Origin of the sequence: Pseudomonas sp. AOB-7 (assembly GCF_003696305.1) — a bacterium.
Classification (GTDB): Bacteria; Pseudomonadota; Gammaproteobacteria; order Pseudomonadales; family Pseudomonadaceae; genus Aquipseudomonas.
On record NZ_RFFK01000019.1, the window covers coordinates 37507 to 52977 of the forward strand.

Annotated in this window: 17 protein-coding genes; 7 read left to right on the plus strand and 10 right to left on the minus strand. The window is 66.3% G+C overall.

From position 1 onward, the window contains the following. Positions 1-21: 21 nt before the first annotated feature. Complete coding sequence (crp, locus tag EA796_RS21720; RefSeq protein WP_021443133.1) at positions 22-666, minus strand: cAMP-activated global transcriptional regulator CRP; 645 nt, start codon at positions 664-666, stop codon at positions 22-24. A 235-nt stretch (positions 667-901) separates the two neighbouring features. On the opposite strand from crp, the gene EA796_RS21725 reads away from it, so the two are divergent. Then, entirely contained in the window at positions 902-1324 is a 423-nt protein-coding gene (locus tag EA796_RS21725; RefSeq protein ID WP_122110129.1) for an OsmC family protein, read from the plus strand. A 48-nt stretch (positions 1325-1372) separates the two neighbouring features. Here EA796_RS21725 and coq7 read toward each other — a convergent pair whose 3' ends face one another. Further along, on the minus strand, positions 1373-2020 hold the full coding sequence (gene coq7, locus EA796_RS21730) for a 2-polyprenyl-3-methyl-6-methoxy-1,4-benzoquinone monooxygenase (RefSeq protein WP_021443135.1): 648 nt from the start codon (positions 2018-2020) through the stop codon (positions 1373-1375). Between the two features lie 85 nt (positions 2021-2105). Beyond that, positions 2106-2444: a histidine triad nucleotide-binding protein gene (locus tag EA796_RS21735; protein WP_021443136.1), complete on the minus strand. Its 339-nt coding sequence runs from the start codon at positions 2442-2444 to the stop codon at positions 2106-2108. A 90-nt stretch (positions 2445-2534) separates the two neighbouring features. On the opposite strand from EA796_RS21735, the gene EA796_RS21740 reads away from it, so the two are divergent. Beyond that, positions 2535-4016 carry an AAA family ATPase gene (locus EA796_RS21740; protein ID WP_122110130.1) on the plus strand — a complete coding sequence of 494 codons (1482 nt, stop codon included), beginning with the start codon at positions 2535-2537 and terminating at the stop codon, positions 4014-4016. Between the two features lie 149 nt (positions 4017-4165). On the opposite strand, the gene EA796_RS21745 is transcribed toward EA796_RS21740, so the two are convergent. The 5 genes from EA796_RS21745 to hemJ all read right to left on the minus strand — a co-directional run bounded on the left by EA796_RS21745 (position 4166) and on the right by hemJ (position 8690). Further along, on the minus strand, positions 4166-4954 hold the full coding sequence (locus EA796_RS21745; protein ID WP_122110131.1) for an SDR family oxidoreductase: 789 nt from the start codon (positions 4952-4954) through the stop codon (positions 4166-4168). A gap of 9 nt (positions 4955-4963) precedes the next feature. Continuing rightward, positions 4964-5929: a DUF805 domain-containing protein gene (locus EA796_RS21750; protein ID WP_122110132.1), complete on the minus strand. Its 966-nt coding sequence runs from the start codon at positions 5927-5929 to the stop codon at positions 4964-4966. Positions 5930-6026: 97 nt separating this feature from the next. After that, positions 6027-7292 carry an alanine racemase gene (locus tag EA796_RS21755; RefSeq protein ID WP_122110133.1) on the minus strand — a complete coding sequence of 422 codons (1266 nt, stop codon included), beginning with the start codon at positions 7290-7292 and terminating at the stop codon, positions 6027-6029. Then, on the minus strand, positions 7289-8251 hold the full coding sequence (locus tag EA796_RS21760) for a nitronate monooxygenase family protein (protein ID WP_122110134.1): 963 nt from the start codon (positions 8249-8251) through the stop codon (positions 7289-7291). The genes EA796_RS21755 and EA796_RS21760 overlap by 4 nt, the downstream gene beginning before the upstream one ends. A gap of 10 nt (positions 8252-8261) precedes the next feature. Further along, complete coding sequence (gene hemJ / locus EA796_RS21765; protein ID WP_122110135.1) at positions 8262-8690, minus strand: protoporphyrinogen oxidase HemJ; 429 nt, start codon at positions 8688-8690, stop codon at positions 8262-8264. Positions 8691-8823: 133 nt separating this feature from the next. Here hemJ and argC point away from each other — a divergent pair, with 133 nt between their 5' ends. The 4 genes from argC (at position 8824) to erpA (ending at position 11421) form a co-directional block, all read left to right on the plus strand. After that, on the plus strand, positions 8824-9858 hold the full coding sequence (gene argC / locus EA796_RS21770) for an N-acetyl-gamma-glutamyl-phosphate reductase (protein ID WP_021444856.1): 1035 nt from the start codon (positions 8824-8826) through the stop codon (positions 9856-9858). Next, on the plus strand, positions 9855-10577 hold the full coding sequence (locus EA796_RS21775) for a DUF6776 family protein (protein ID WP_256679243.1): 723 nt from the start codon (positions 9855-9857) through the stop codon (positions 10575-10577). Before argC ends, EA796_RS21775 begins: the two co-directional genes overlap by 4 nt. Positions 10578-10586: 9 nt before the next feature. Beyond that, complete coding sequence (locus EA796_RS21780) at positions 10587-10997, plus strand: polymer-forming cytoskeletal protein (RefSeq protein WP_021443726.1); 411 nt, start codon at positions 10587-10589, stop codon at positions 10995-10997. Positions 10998-11070: 73 nt separating this feature from the next. Beyond that, on the plus strand, positions 11071-11421 hold the full coding sequence (gene erpA, locus EA796_RS21785) for an iron-sulfur cluster insertion protein ErpA (RefSeq protein ID WP_021443725.1): 351 nt from the start codon (positions 11071-11073) through the stop codon (positions 11419-11421). Positions 11422-11502: 81 nt separating this feature from the next. On the opposite strand, the gene EA796_RS21790 is transcribed toward erpA, so the two are convergent. Together EA796_RS21790 and EA796_RS21795 are read right to left on the minus strand one after the other, a co-directional pair. Continuing rightward, positions 11503-12594, minus strand: coding sequence for an anhydro-N-acetylmuramic acid kinase (locus EA796_RS21790; RefSeq protein WP_122110136.1), 1092 nt, complete (start codon positions 12592-12594; stop codon positions 11503-11505). Between the two features lie 3 nt (positions 12595-12597). After that, on the minus strand, positions 12598-14025 hold the full coding sequence (locus EA796_RS21795) for a peptidoglycan DD-metalloendopeptidase family protein (RefSeq protein WP_122110137.1): 1428 nt from the start codon (positions 14023-14025) through the stop codon (positions 12598-12600). 182 nt (positions 14026-14207) lie between these two features. On the opposite strand from EA796_RS21795, the gene tyrS reads away from it, so the two are divergent. Continuing rightward, positions 14208-15407 (plus strand): tyrosine--tRNA ligase, encoded by a 1200-nt coding sequence (gene tyrS, locus EA796_RS21800; protein ID WP_122110138.1) that lies wholly within the window; start codon positions 14208-14210, stop codon positions 15405-15407. The last annotated feature ends 64 nt before the right edge of the window (positions 15408-15471 follow it).

Below are 15471 nucleotides of genomic sequence, written 5' to 3' on the forward strand. Positions count from 1 at the left end.
CTTTTTTATACGCGCTGTTTATCAGCGGGTGCCGAAGACCACCATGGTCTTGCCCTTGACGTGGACCAGGCCCTGTTCCTCCAGGGCCTTGAGCACGCGACCGACCATCTCGCGCGAGCAGCCGACGATGCGGCCGATCTCCTGGCGGGTGATCTTGATCTGCATGCCGTCCGGGTGGGTCATGGCGTCCGGCTGCTTGCACAGGTCGAGCAGGGTGCGGGCGACGCGGCCGGTGACGTCGAGAAAGGCCAGGTCGCCGACCTTGCGCGTGGTGTTGCGCAGGCGTTCGGCCATCTGGCTGCCGAGGGCGTAGAGGATGTCCGGATCCTGCTGGGTCAGTTCGCGGAACTTGGCGTAGCTCAGCTCCGCCACTTCACATTCGGTCTTGGCACGTACCCAGGCGCTGCGTTCCTTCTCCGCGCCGTCCTTCTCGAACAGGCCCATCTCGCCGAAGAAGTCGCCGGCGTTGAGGTAGGCGATGATCATTTCGCGGCCATCGTCGTCTTCGATCAGGATGGTGACCGAGCCCTTGACGATGAAGAACAGGGTTTCGCAGCGGTCGCCCGCATAGATGATGGTGCTTTTCGCCGTGTAACGGCGGCGGTGACAGTGTGCGAGGAGCTTGTCGAGGTTCTTGATTTTAGGTGTAAGGGTAATAGCGACCATGCCCGAGTCCCGAATATAAAAAAGATAAGCCTTTGTCCAACAGGCAATTTCTTATTGGTTATCCGTACCAGTGTGCCAGCAATCCGGCGCCAGCTTAACAGACATACTATGACCAGGGCGTATTTTGCGACCTGGCTAACACAACGCCGGGGAACTTTAGCGCGCTGGCCGCCCATCGGTTCGCTCGGCGCCTGTGCTAACCTGCGAACCTTTGCAACCGAGGGAGTCTGGATCGATGAAAGCGCGTGTGCAGTGGGCCGGCGAAGCCCTGTTTCTCGGCGAGTCCGGCAGCGGCCATGCCGTGGTGATGGACGGTCCGCCGGAAGCCGGTGGGCGCAATTTGGGCATTCGCCCGATGGAGATGCTGCTGGTCGGCCTCGGCGGTTGCAGCAACTTCGACGTGGTCAGCATTCTGCGCAAGTCGCGCCAGCCGGTGGAGAGCTGCGAGGTGTTCCTCGACGCCGAGCGCGCCGGTGAGGAGCCCAAGGTGTTCACCAAGATCCACCTGCACTTCGTGGTCAAAGGCCGCGGGTTGAAAGAGGCCCAGGTCAAGCGCGCGGTGGAGCTGTCGGCGGAGAAGTACTGCTCGGCCTCGATCATGCTCGGCCGTGCCGGGGTGGCTATCAGCCATGACTACGAAATCATCGAGCTGGGCTGAATCGCTTCGCTGCAAACGACAAGGGCGCCAATCGGCGCCCTTGTTCGTTCAGATGCGATAGGTGCTCTTGGTCATCACCTTGGACAGCAGGGTCATGCCCAGCTTGACCGGTGCGGGAAAACGCAGGCCGCCGGCATCCAGGGCGCTGTCGGCGTGCTGCTGTTCGTCGATGCGCATCTGCTGGAGAATCGCCCGCGACTTGGCGTCGCGCTCGGGAATCTGCTCCAGATGCTCGTCCAGGTGCTTGCACACCTGATCCTCGGTGGCGGCGACGAAGCCCAGGCTGACCTTGTCGCTGACCAGCCCGGCCACCGCGCCGACGCCGAACGACAGGCCATAGAACAGCGGGTTGAGCAGGCTCGGCTGGCTGCCGAGCTCGCGGATGCGCTGCTCGCACCAGGCCAGGTGATCGATCTCCTCATCGGCGGCCTGCTCCATGGCGCTGCGCACCTGCGGCAGCTTGGCGGTCAGCGCCTGACCCTGGTACAGCGCCTGGGCGCAGACCTCGCCGGTGTGGTTGATGCGCATCAGCCCGGCGATATGGCGGGTTTCCTCGCTGGACAGTTCGGCCTCGTTCTCCACGATGGCCGGCGAGGGACGGCTCGACGCGCCGCTGAACGGCAGCAGGGTGCGCAGGGCGGCATCGGCCTGCAGCAGCAGGCGGTCGACTGGGGAGTACTGGCGTTCGCTGGCCATGGGGCACCTCCGGGGAACACGAAGGCTCCAGTTTACTGCAAAGCGCGGCGGCGAGTGCGCCTCGCCGCCGCGACCGACTGGCACATCAGCCCGGCGGCCAGTGCAGCTGGCGCTGGCCGAGCACGTGCATATGGATGTGGCCGACGGTTTGTCCGCCCAGCTCGTTGCAGTTCATCACCAGGCGAAAGCCCTCGGCGCAGCCCTGCTCGCTGGCCAGCTGCTGGGCGGTGTACAGCAGGTGGCCGGCCAGCGCCTTGTCGGTTTCGGTGAGGTCGGTGAGGGTGGCGATGTGGCGCTTGGGGATCACCAGAAAATGCACCGGCGCCTGCGGGCCGATATCGTGGAAGGCGACGAGCTGATCGTCCTCGTAGAGCTTGCGCGCCGGAATCTCACCGGCGACGATCTTGCAGAACAGGCAGTCCATGGGCAGGCTCCCGAGCCATTGCTGGAAGCCCTGAGTTTAATCGCGTGCGCCAAGGCCGGCCAATCGGCGGCGCGCCCACAAGGAGCGGCGGTGAAGAACGATATCCACGATCTCGGCCTGGTGCTGGATTCCAAGGTCAAGCTGGTCGTCATCGAGTCCTGGGACGAGCTGCGCGTGCTGGAAACCCTGACCAGCCTGGCGGTCAAACGCGGCCTCGGCCTGCACACCTGGTCGGTGACCGAGGGCCTGCAGCGCCTGGGTTTCGGCGGCGCGCCGCTGGGCGAGGAGGCGAGCCTGGAGCCGGAGGCGGCGTTGAAGCTGATCAAGGCCGATCAGCAGCCGAACCTCTACGTGATGTGCGACCTGCATCCGTATCTGCAAGACAATCCCCGCCTGGTGCGCCTGCTCAAGGAGATCGCCATGAGCGAGGCGGCGCACAAGCCGACCCTGGTGCTGGTGTCCCACGCGCTCAGGCTGCCGGCCGAGGTGCAGCGCCATGCCGCGCGCTTCAGCCTGGCATTACCGTCGGAAGATGAGCTGCTGAGCATCGTCCGCGACGAGGCCACGCGCTGGAGCGAGCGCAACCGCGGCGCCCGGGTGCGCACCGACAATCGCACCCTGCAGCAGGTGGTGAAGAACCTGCGCGGCCTCAGCCACGCCGAGGCGCGGGCGCTGGCGCGCAACGTGATCTGCGACGACGGCGCGATCACCCAGGAAGACATCCCCGAACTGAACAAGACCAAGTTCCAGCTCCTGGATCTGGAGGGCGTGCTCAGTTTCGAGTACGACACCGCGCGCTTCGCCGACGTCGGCGGCCTGCTCAACCTCAAGCGCTGGCTGGCCGAGCGCCAGGTCGGCTTTCTCGAGGGTAAGGGCGTCGATGCGCCCAAGGGGGTGTTGCTGGTCGGCGTGCAGGGTGGCGGCAAGAGCCTGGCGGCCAAGGCGGTGGCCGGACTCTGGGGCCTGCCGCTGTTGCGCCTGGATTTCGCCTGCCTGTACAACAAGTTCTTCGGCGAGACCGAGCGCAACCTGCGCGAGGCGCTGCGCCTGGCCGAACAGATGGCGCCCTGCGTGCTGTGGATGGACGAGGTGGAGAAGGGCCTGGCCAGCGGCGACCACGACGGCGGCGTCAGCCAGCGCGTGCTAGGCACCCTGCTGACCTGGATGGCCGAGCGCAAGGCGCCGGTGTTCGTCGTCGCCACCGCCAATGCCATCGACCGCCTGCCGCCGGAGCTGGTGCGCAAGGGCCGCTTCGACGAGCTGTTCTTCGTCGATCTGCCCGCTGCCGAGGTGCGCGCGGAGATCTTCCGCATCCACCTGCAGCGCCGCGAGCTGGAGCCTGGCGCCTTCGACCTGGCGCAGCTGGCCGCGGCCAGCGCGGGCTTTTCCGGGGCTGAGATCGAGCAGGCGGTGGTCAGCGCCCTGTATGCCGCTCAGGCGCAGCAGCAGGCGGTGGATCAGGCACTGCTGCTGCGCGCGCTGCAAGGCACGGCGCCGCTGTCGGTGGTGATGGCCGAGCAGCTCGCGGCGCTGCGCGGCTGGGCTGATGGGCGCACGGTCAACGCCGGCTGAGAACCTGCTCACGATCTGCTGCGTGTCGGCTAAACGGCGTTGAAAACAGCCTCGGAATGCTCATTTACTTTCGTAAACTCCGCTTCCTCGGCCGCTTTCGCCGCTGTTTATCTCTAGCTCGCGAGATCGGGAGCAGGTTCTGGGGCTGCTCAACCTCGGGTGAAGGGCCGGGTCAGCCGCCCGCTGAGTTTGCGCACCAGCCAGCGCGGCGCCAGGCGTGGGCTCAGCGCCAGCAGCCGGTTGCGCCAGCCGGGGACGATGATGGCGCGGTTATTCTCCAGCGCGCGCACCGCGAGCAGCGCCACTTCCTCGGCGCTCATCAGCAGCTTGCTGGCGTCCAGAAGGGCGGCGTTCATCTGCGCACTGCGGAAGAAGGCGCTGCGCGTCGGCCCCGGGCACAGCACGGAGACGCGCACGCCGTGCTCGCGCAGTTCTTCGCGCAGCGCCTCGGAGAAATGCAGCACATAGGCCTTGCTGGCGTAGTAGCTGCTCATCCAGGGGCCGGGCTGGAAGGCGGCGATCGAGGCGACGTTGAGGATCTGCCCACCGCCCTGTTCGGCCATGCGCTGGCCGATGGCGTGGCACAGCCGGGTCAGGGCCAGTACGTTGACTTCCAGCTGTTCCAGCTCGCGGCCCCAGTCCTGTTCGAGGAAGGGCCCGGCGCAGCCGAGGCCGGCGTTGTTCACCAGCAGGTCGATGCGCCACTGGCCCTGTTCCAGTTCGAGCAGCAGGCCGGAAAGTTGCAGCGGCTCGCTGAGGTCGCAGAGGCGAAACAGCACCTCGACGCCGAAGCGCTGGGCCAACTCGCAGGCGATGCTTTCCAGGGCGTCGCGGCGCCGCGCCACCAGGATCAGGTTGCGCCCGCGGCGCGCCAGGGCTTCGGCCAGGGCCAGGCCGATGCCGCTGGAGGCGCCGGTGATCAGTGCATAACTGGGCATGGCGCGGGGTCACTGTCCCTGCATTTCGGCGGCGCGCTCGACGTAGCTCTGGTACTGCGGAATGGCGATGGCGGCGAGGATGCCGCTGATCGGCACCAGCAGGCACAACCAGGCCAGCAGCTTGACCGCGGTGCTGTTGGGCGGCGGCGGCGGGCCGAAGCGGTTGACCCCCTGGTTGCCGGGAACAATGAACATCAGCAGAGCGAACACGCCGCCGACCAGGGGGATGAAGTTGATCAGCCACAGCCAGCCGGACCAGCCGATATCGTGCAGGCGCTGCACGCCGAAGCAGATACTCAGCACCATCATGGCCAGGCCGGCGGCCACCAGCAGCACCATGCCCAGGGCATCGGACAGCGCGGCGGCGCCCATGCCCAGCAGCAGCACCGGCAGCGCGCAGAGGAACATGGCCATGCTCCAGCCCAGGTAGCGCACGCGGCCGATCCGGCCGTTGACGCCGAATACCTTGAGCTCGCCGAATTGCGGCAACTGCTCGGCGACGTCGGCCTGCGGCGGTGCGTAGGGTGAGGCGCTGGCGGGCGCCGGCGTCGGCTGGCTCATGGCGCTCAGTTGCGCCTGACGGGCGAGATACTTCTCGACGATGATGCCGCAGGCCGCGCACTCGTCCGCCTGGGGTTGCCGATGGCCGCACTTGGGACAGCTCATGCCGGCGGCGGTATCGGTCGGTGCAGCATCCGCCTCGGCGTGGTCGTCGGTAGACACCAGGCTCAGGCTGGCGGCCTGGTCCAGCTCCTTGCGCACCTTGGCGCCGGCCTTGTGCAGGGCGCTGAGGTACTGGTCGGCCTCGTTTTCCCCGAGGTCGCGCTTGAGGGCCACCTGGGCGCCGCTGAACAGGCCGTTGATGCGCGCCATATCGCTCTTGAACAGGCGGGCGAGGTTGTCCTTCACCGACTCCAGCGTCATCTCGGGCATCAGTTCGCCGTCGAACACTATCTTGTAGCGCGGTTGATTCATGCGAGCTTCCTTGTCTGCGGGAAGTGGAGGTCAGCTAAGCCTAGAGTGCCGACAGGCCAATACACAAGCGGCCTGCGCCGCAGTTCGCGCCGGTCTTTCAGCCGCCGGGCAGGGCGGCCCAGCGTCCGACCAGGCGGCCGCCGCGCAGCAGCTGCAGTTCGCCGAAGTCGCCGAGCAGGCCCTCGCTGACCGCCGGGCGCAGAAAGACCCAGTCGTCTGTGCTCAGGCCGCTGGCGGCACTGCCGATCAGGCGTTCCTGGTTGGCGCTGCGGCCGTACAGCGAGTCGTAGGCGAGGCCGGGCGGCGATACCGGCGTCGCCGGCCAGCGGCCGCCTTGGAGGTAGTAGGCGCGCTGGCGATTGCGGTTCCAGGCGGCGAGCAGCGGTTGCGCCGCGTGCAGGAAGGGCAGGGCGCCGTCGACCGCCTTGAGCACCGGGCTGGCGATCCACAGTGCCGCTTGGTGCTGCTCCAGCAGCGGCGTATCGAAGTCGCCCGGCTTGAGCAGGGCCGAGCCGAGGGCAACTTCGCCGAGCGGGCTGTCCAGTCGGCTGTGCAGGGCGTAGGTCAGGCTGCCGCCGCCGTTGAGCAGCGGCTGCGCCGGCCACAGCTCGGTAAAGCCTCGCGCCACCGCGACGAACTCGCGATAGCGCGCGTTGGCCTGGGCGAACGCACGCTCCTGGCTCAGCCAGGGCAGGGCGTGGGCGACCTGGGCGTCGTAGCCCATCAACCCCTGCAGCTGGAGCTGCCCCGGTTGCCGGCGCAGCCGTTGCAGGGTCTGGCCCAGCGCCTGGGGATCGGCGAAGCCGCCGCGGGCCAGGCCGATATCGATTTCCAGGGCGATGCGCAGCGGTTGCCCCAGCGCCCTGGCCAGCTCGGCGTACTGGCTCAGGCGCGTCTCGCTGTCGATCAGCCAGGTCAGCTGGCGCGCGGGGTCGAAGCCCAGGTGCTGCGGCAGCTGGCGATAGAAGTTCAGCGCCGCCTGTGCCGGCAGCGGCTTGCCCAGCAGCAGGTCGGCCTGCGGAAAGCTGCGCGCCAGCTGGTTCAGCTGCGGCTGGTGGAACGCCATGAAGCGCTGGGTGCGCAGGCGCTTGGCCAGGTAGTCGAGCAGCCCGGCGCTGGCCAGCGACTTGGCCACCAGACGCAGCGCCAAGCGCTCGGGCAGTTGCTGGGCGAGCAGTTCGGCGTTGGCGTCGAGGCGATCCAGATCGAGCAGCAGCGACGCAATGCCGTTGCCTTCGGCGTGCATGAGGCGGTTGAGGCCGGCGAAATAGGCGTCGTGCACCTGGCCGCGGTCGCGCGGCCGCAGCGCCCAGGCCCCGAGCAGGCCGAGGGCGGCGAGGCCGAGCAGCTGACGGCGCTTCATCGCGGCCAGCGTTGCCCCAGTTTGTCGGCCTGCTGCAGGGCGGCGCGGTACTCGCCGTCCAGGCGCGCCACCAGTTCGCCGACCGCGGGCAGGTCGTCGATGCCGCCGACGCCCTGGCCGGCCGACCACACGGTCTTCCAGGCCTTGGCCTCGTCGTCCACCGGCTTGAGTTTTTCGCCGTAGTTGATGTCGGCCTTGTTCTGCAGCTGCTTCAGGTCGTAGCCGGCCTGCTCCAGGCTCTGGCGCATGAAGCTGGCCGGCACCCCGGAGACCGCCGGGGTGTGGACGATATCTGCGGCGTGGGCGGCGAGGATCATGCGCTTGTAATCGTCGGAGGCGTTGCTCTCCTGGCTGGCGATAAAGCGCGTGCCCATGTAGCCCAGGTCGGCGCCGAGCAGTTGCGCGGCGAGCAGCTCATGGCCGTGGTTGAGGCAGCCGGACAGCAGCAGGGTCTTGTCGAAGAACTGGCGGATCTCGGCGAGCAGGGCGAAGGGACTCCAGGTGCCGGCATGGCCGCCGGCGCCGGCGGCGACCGCGATCAGGCCGTCCACGCCGGCTTCGGCGGCCTTTTCCGCATGACGGCGGGTGGTCACGTCGTGAAACACCAGGCCGCCGTAGCCGTGCACCGCATCCACCACTTCCTTCACCGCGCCGAGGCTGGTGATGACGATGGGCACGCGGCGCTCGACGCAGATCGCCAGGTCCGCCTGCAACCGCGGGTTGCTGTGATGGACGATCAGGTTGACGGCGTAGGGCGCGGCGTCGGCGCTCAGGCTGGCCTGGATTTCGTCGAGCCAGGCGCGAAAGCCGGCGCTTTCCCGTTGATTGAGCGCGGGAAAGCTGCCGACTATGCCGGCGTTGCAGCAGGCGCCGACCAGCGCCGGGTTGGACACCAGAAACATCGGCGCGGCGATCAGCGGCAGGCGCAGGCGTTGTTCGAGCAGGGCGGGCAGGGACATGACGGATTCCTCAGAAGGGGCGGACGACGACCAGAATGACGATACCCAGCAGCGCCAGCACCGGCGCCTCGTTGAACCAGCGGTAGAACACGTGGCTGCGGGTGTTCTCGCCGCGGGCGAAACGCTTGAGCTGGGCGCCGCACAGGTGCTGATAGACCACCAGCGCGATCACCAGGGTGAGCTTGACGTGCATCCAGCCCTGGGCGAAGTAGTAGCCGGGGTTGAGGCTCAGCAGCCAGATGCCGAGGCCCAGGGTGGCGACCATCGAGGGCATCATGATGCCGCGATAGAGCTTGCGCTCCATGGTGCAGAAACGCTCGTGGCTGGCGGCGTCCGTGCTCATGGCGTGGTAGACGAACAGCCGCGGCAGATAGAACAGGCCGGCGAACCAGCAGACCATGGCGACGATGTGCAGAGCCTTGAGCCACAGATAGAGCATTGCCGATCCTCGGGCAGAAAATGTCCTCGATAGTAGAGGCAGGCGACGGCCTGCGTCACCTGCGCGGTTGGAGCTTGGCCGATGCGGCTTTATCATCGGCACCTTTCCAATGGTTTTTGCAAAGGGGCATGTGATGATCAAGGTCGGTATCGTCGGCGGCACGGGCTACACCGGTGTCGAACTGCTGCGTCTGCTGGCGCAGCACCCGCAGGCGGAGGTGGCGGTGATCACTTCGCGCTCCGAAGCCGGCCTGCGCGTCGACGAGATGTACCCCAACCTGCGCGGGCACTACCCGGAGCTGGCCTTCAGCGTGCCCGACGTCGCCACCCTGGGCGCCTGCGACGTGGTGTTCTTCGCCACCCCGCACGGCGTCGCCCATGCTCTGGCCGGCGAACTGCTGGCCGCCGGCACGCGGGTGATCGACCTGTCCGCCGACTTCCGCCTGCAGGACGCCGAGGAGTGGGCCAAGTGGTACGGCCAGCCGCACGGTGCCCCGGAGCTGCTGGCCGAGGCGGTGTACGGCCTGCCCGAGGTCAACCGCGAGGCGATCAAGGGCGCGCGCCTGATCGCCGTGCCCGGCTGCTACCCGACCGCCACCCAGCTCGGCCTGATCCCGCTGCTGGAAGCCGGCCTGGCCGACAGCGCCAGCCTGATCGCCGACTGCAAGAGCGGCGTCAGCGGCGCCGGGCGCGGCGCCAGCGTCGGTTCGCTGTTCTGCGAAGCCGGCGAAAGCATGAAGGCCTACTCGGTCAAGGGCCACCGCCACCTGCCGGAGATCCGCCAGGGGCTGCGCCTGGCCGCCGGTGGCGAGGTCGGCCTGACCTTCGTGCCGCACCTGACGCCGATGATTCGCGGCATCCACGCCACCCTCTATGCGCGCGTGGCCGACACCGCGGTCGACCTGCAGGCGCTGTTCGAGCAACGTTACGCCAATGAGCCTTTCGTCGACGTGATGCCGGCCGGCAGCCATCCGGAGACCCGCAGCGTGCGCGGCGGCAACGTTTGCCGCATCGCCGTGCACCGGCCGCAGGGCGGCGAGCTGGTGGTGGTGCTGTCGGTGATCGACAACCTGGTCAAGGGCGCCTCCGGTCAGGCGGTGCAGAACATGAACATCCTCTTCGGTCTCGACGAGCGCCTCGGCCTGTCGCACGCGGCCCTGCTGCCGTGACACCGGGCTGGGAGGTCCGCGTCAGCGACCCGCGCCGCGAACGCCGGCGCCGCGTCCTGCTGCTCCTGTTGCTGCTGAGCGTGCCGCTGGCCTTTGTCCTCGGCCTGTGGTGGGGCGAGCGGCAGACACAGGCCGAGCAGGCTGAGGTCCAGGCCCAGCTCACCCGCCTGGCCGAACAGGAACAGGAGCTGGAGTTGCTGCGCCAGCGCCTGGCGGTGGTCGACAGTAGCGAGAAGGTCACCCAGCAGGCCATGGAGCAGAACCGCCGTACCATCAAGCTGCTCGAGGAGCAGATCTTCAAGCAGCAACAGGACCTGGCCTTCTACAAGGGCGTGCTGGCGCCTGCCAGTCGTCGCGAAGGCCTGCGCATTCGCGCCTTTGAGCTGCAGGCCACGGACGTCCCGCGGCGTTTCCGCTACAAATTGCTGCTGAGCCGGGTCGGCACGGGCGACGAGCCGCTGCAGGGGCAGCTGCGCGTCACCATCGAGGGGCGACAGGGCGGCAAGGACGTCAGTCTGGAACTGTCGGCGCTGTCCGACGAAGTGGGCGAGGCGGCGATTCCCTTCTCCTTCAAACACTTCCAGTCCTTCCCCGAAGCCGGACGCTTCGCCGAACTGGAGCTGCCGGAAGGCTTCGAGCCGCGTCAGGTCAAGGTTCGCGCCGAGGTCAAGGGCGACAAGCCGCTGGACCGTACATTCGAATGGATTGATGAGGAGTGACATCCGCCAATGTGGAATAAAGACAAGGCCAAGCCCGACTTGCAGCGTTTCAGCGGCAAGACCAGCCTGATCGCCGCCGGTGCCGAACTGGTGGGCGATATGCGTTTTCAGGGGGCGGTACAGGTGGATGGTCGGGTCACCGGCAATCTGCTGGCCAGCGAGGGGCTGGTGCGGGTGAGCGTCGGCGGCCTGGTTGAAGGCGAGGTGCGCGCACCCCATATAGTCATCGACGGCGAGGTGAGCGGCGATGTGTTCGCCAGCGGCCATCTGGAGCTGGGCGCGCGCTCGCGGGTGCGCGGCAATCTGCATTACAGCCTGATGGAAATGGCCATGGGCGCGCAGATCGAAGGCCGCCTGTGCCATGTGAAGGACGGCGTGCGGCCGTTGGAGCTGCCCGAAACGCTGGACACCGAGCAATAGTTGACCAATTTTCTGGGGCAAGCGGATAATGCACGCCCAACGCAGTATGGCGCATGGCGCCGGGAGTCACAGCATGAGCGTCGAAACCTTCACCCCCGCCCCTTTGCACTTCACCCAGGGTGCGGCCAGCAAGGTGAAGACCCTGGTCGATGAAGAGGGCAACCCGCGTCTGAAACTGCGCGTGTTCGTCACGGGCGGCGGCTGCTCGGGCTTCCAGTACGGCTTCACCTTCGACGAGGACGTGGCCGAGGACGACACCATAGTCGAGCGCGAAGGCGTCAGCCTGGTGGTCGATGCCATGAGCTTCCAGTACCTGGCCGGCTCCGAAGTCGACTATCAGGAAGGTCTGGAGGGTTCGCGCTTCGTGATCAAGAACCCCAACGCCACCACCACCTGCGGCTGCGGTTCGTCGTTCTCGATCTGAGCCTGTCGCTGATAACCAACGCCGCGCCCTGTGCGCGGCGTTTTCGTTGATGGGCTACGCCCACTCTGCTGCGCTAGGTTTCTACGCTGGATAGATGGCGCCGAGGATGCGCAGTCCTTTCGCACCGGTAACGCTCGGGCGGTTGCCTGGAATGCCTTCCAGCGCGCAGTGGGCCAGCCAGGCGAAGGCCATGGCTTCGACCCAGTCCGGATCGACGCCCTGAGCGGCGGTGCTGCTCACTTCGGTATCCGCCAGCAGCTCGCTCAAACGCTGCATCAGGCAGGCGTTGTGCGCGCCGCCACCGCATACCAGCAGCGCGTCGGTACGGCCCTGCGCGCTGCGCAGGGCGCCGACTATGCTGCGCGCGGTCAGCTCGACCAGGGTCGCCTGCACGTCCTCGGCGGCCAGCGGCGGCAGTGCTTGCAGATGGCCAAGCAGCCAGGCGAGATTGAACAGCTCGCGGCCGGTGCTCTTGGGGCCTTGTGTCGCGAAGAAGGGATCGCTCAGTAGCCGGTTCAGCAACTCGGGGTGCACCCTGCCGCTGGCCGCCCAGGCGCCATCGCGGTCATAGGCGAGGCCCTGGCAGTGCTGAATCCAGGCGTCGAGCAGGATGTTGCCCGGGCCGCTGTCGAAGCCCAGCACGTCCTGCCCGGGCGAGAGCAGGCTGAGGTTGCTGAAGCCGCCGACGTTGAGCACCGCGATATGTCGTGCGCTATCGCCGAACAGTGCCTGGTGGAAGGCCGGTACCAGCGGGGCGCCCTGGCCGCCGGCGGCAACGTCGCGACGGCGGAAGTCGGCGACCACGCCGATAGCAGTCAGCTCGGCGAGCAGGGCGGGGTTGCCGATCTGGATGGTGAAACCGCGTGCCGGCTCATGGCGCACAGTCTGGCCGTGGCTGCCGATGGCGCGAATCTGTTGCGGAGTCAGGTTCTGCTGCTGCAGAAGCTCATTGATGGCGGCGGCGGCCAGTTCGACCCACTGTTGTTCGGCCATCGCCGCGCGTGCCAACTCGTCGGCGCCCGAGGCGCACAACGCCAGCAGTTCGCTGCGTAGCCGATCCGGCATGGGCCGGTAGAGGGTGGCGAGCAGGCGCGTGTGCTGCTCTTGCTCGATCAGCGCGATGTCCAGTCCGTCCAGGCTGGTGCCGGACATCACGCCGAGATAGAGAGGCATGGCTTAGCGCTGGTTGGCGGCCAGCATGGTGGCCTTTTCCTGGTCCATGCGCGCCATCAGCGGTTTGCTCAGTTGCATGAAGCGTTGCTTCTCGCTGGCGGCGATGGGATCGGCCATCGGCAGCTTCTGGCTCAGCGGGTCGACGTGCACACCGTTGACCTGGAATTCATAGTGCAGGTGCGGGCCGGTGGACAGGCCAGTGGTGCCGATATAGCCGATGATCTGCCCCTGCTTGACGGTGCTGCCATTGCGGATGCCCTTGGCGAAGCCCTGCATGTGGGCGTAGAGGGTGCGGTAGCGCTGGCCGTGCTGGATGATCACGGTGTTGCCGTAGCCGCCGTGACGGCCGGCCAGGCTGACGCGACCGTCGCCGGCTGCCTTGATCGGCGTGCCGCGCGGCGCCGCGTAGTCCACGCCCTTGTGCGCGCGAATCTTGTTCAGGATCGGGTGCTTGCGGCCGGTGGAGAAGCGCGAGCTGATTCGGGCGAAGTCCACCGGGGTGCGGATAAACGCCTTGCGCATGCTTTCGCCGTTGGCGTTGTAGTAGCTGGTGGTGCCCTGCTTGCTGGTGTAGCGCACCGCGGTGTAGGTCTTGCCGCGATTGGTGAAGCGCGCCGAGAGGATGTTGCCGGTGCCGACGCGCTTGCCGTTGACTACCTTCTCTTCGTAGATCAGCTCGAACTCGTCGCCCTCGCGGATATCCATGGCGAAGTCGATGTCGTAGCCGAACACGTTGGCCAGCTCCATGGTCAGGCCGTGGGAGAGGCCGGCGCGCTTGGCGGAGAGGAACAGCGAACTGTTGATCACGCCATGGCTGTAGGTGGTGACAACTTCCGGCTTGACCAGGTCGCGCTGGAAGTCGAAGCCCTTGTCGCTGCGACTCAGGCGGATGGTTTCCAGATCGTTCAGCTTGCTCTGCAAGTGCTTCAGCTTGCCGGCTTCATCCAGTTCGAACGCCAGCACCTGGCCGACCTTGAGGCGGCTGAACCGCTTGGCTTCCTTGCTGCTGTTGAGCGCTTCGTGCAGGTCGTTGGCGCTCAGGCCTACCTTGGCGAACAGGGTAGACAGCGTATCGCCGTTGCTGACGGTGACGTTGTGTTGGCTGGGATCGGTGGGGGGGGAGTCGGCTGTTTCGAGATTCTTATCATCAGCGTCATGTCCGGCGCTGTGTTCGGCGTTCTCCGCACCCTGCTCGATCTTGGCGAAAGGCGAGGCGGCGCCGGTGGCGGGCTGTCCCGCTCGGAGGTCGTCCTTTTCCTGCAGTACCAGTTCGGCATCGTTGCCGAGATCCAGGTCGAGGAAGGTCTTCTGCGCTTCGACTTCGCGCGAAGGAAACACCAGCAGAGCCAGGCTCAGCAGCGCAGCTACACCGCTAGCGGCCAGGATATGGCTCTTCGGGTAGGGCGGGGCTTTGGGAGTATTTTGCGTCATGGCGTGAGGCGTTTTCTTGGAATATGCATTAACTGTATAAAATATAACCAAAATCGGCGTGGGGCAACCCTTGACATGCCGAGCGGAGACGTACGGGCGCTTGCCCGGGGCAAAACTTGTAATTAGTTCGCGATCTTGTATGGTTGGTTCCCTTTCATTTTCGAGTGGTCGCGAGTCCTGTCATGAAGTCGGTCGAAGAGCAGCTGGCGCTGATCAAGCGCGGTGCGGAAGAGGTTCTGGTTGAAGCGGAGCTGGTCGAGAAGCTCAAGCGGGGTCAGCCGCTGCGGATCAAGGCCGGTTTCGATCCGACCGCGCCGGATCTGCACCTCGGCCATACCGTGCTTATTAATAAGCTGCGTCAGTTCCAGGAGCTGGGGCATCAGGTGATCTTCCTGATCGGCGACTTCACCGGCATGATCGGTGACCCCAGCGGCAAGAGCGCCACCCGCCCGCCGCTGACCCGCGAGCAGGTGCTGGATAACGCCGAGACCTATAAGCAGCAGGTGTTCAAGATCCTCGATCCGGCCAAGACCGAGGTCGCGTTCAACTCCACCTGGATGGATGCGCTGAAGCCGGCCGACTTCATTCGTCTGGCCTCGCAGTACACCGTGGCGCGCATGCTCGAGCGCGACGATTTCGACAAGCGCTACACCAGCAACCAGCCCATTGCCATTCACGAGTTCCTCTATCCGCTGGTGCAGGGCTACGACTCGGTGGCGCTGAAAGCCGACGTCGAGCTTGGCGGCACCGACCAGAAGTTCAACCTGCTGATGGGGCGCGAGCTGCAGCGCGCCTATGGGCAGGAGTCGCAGTGCATTGTCACCATGCCGCTGCTGGAAGGGCTGGACGGCGTGAAGAAGATGTCCAAATCCCTGGGTAACTATGTGGGCATCCAGGAAGCGCCGGGGGTGATGTACAACAAGCTGGTGTCCATGCCGGATGCGCTGATGTGGCGTTACTTCGAGCTGCTCAGCTTCCGCTCCATGGAAGAGATCGAGCAGTTCAAGCTCGACGTCGAGCAGGGCGCCAATCCGCGCGACATCAAGATCAAGCTGGCCGAAGAAATCGTCGCCCGCTTCCATGGTGAAGAGGCGGCGGCCACTGCGCATCGTTCTGCCGGCAACCGCATGAAAGAAGGCGAGCTGCCCGAGGATCTGCCCGAGGTGGAACTGGCCTCGGCCGAGGATATGCCGATTTCCTCCGTCCTTAATAAGGCGGGGTTGGTGAAGAACGCCGCCGTTGCGCGCGACCTGCTGGGCTCTGGCGGTGTGCGCGTGGATGGCGAAGTAGTCGATCGGGCCTTTCTGTTCAAGGTGGGGGCGACCCACGTTTGCCAGGCCGGCAAGAAGGCCTTTGCGCGCATCACGCTCAAGGCTGAGTAATAAAACTGCAATTTATGCTTGACGCGCGTTCTGCTGGCGGTAGAATGCGCGCCACTTCAGCGCT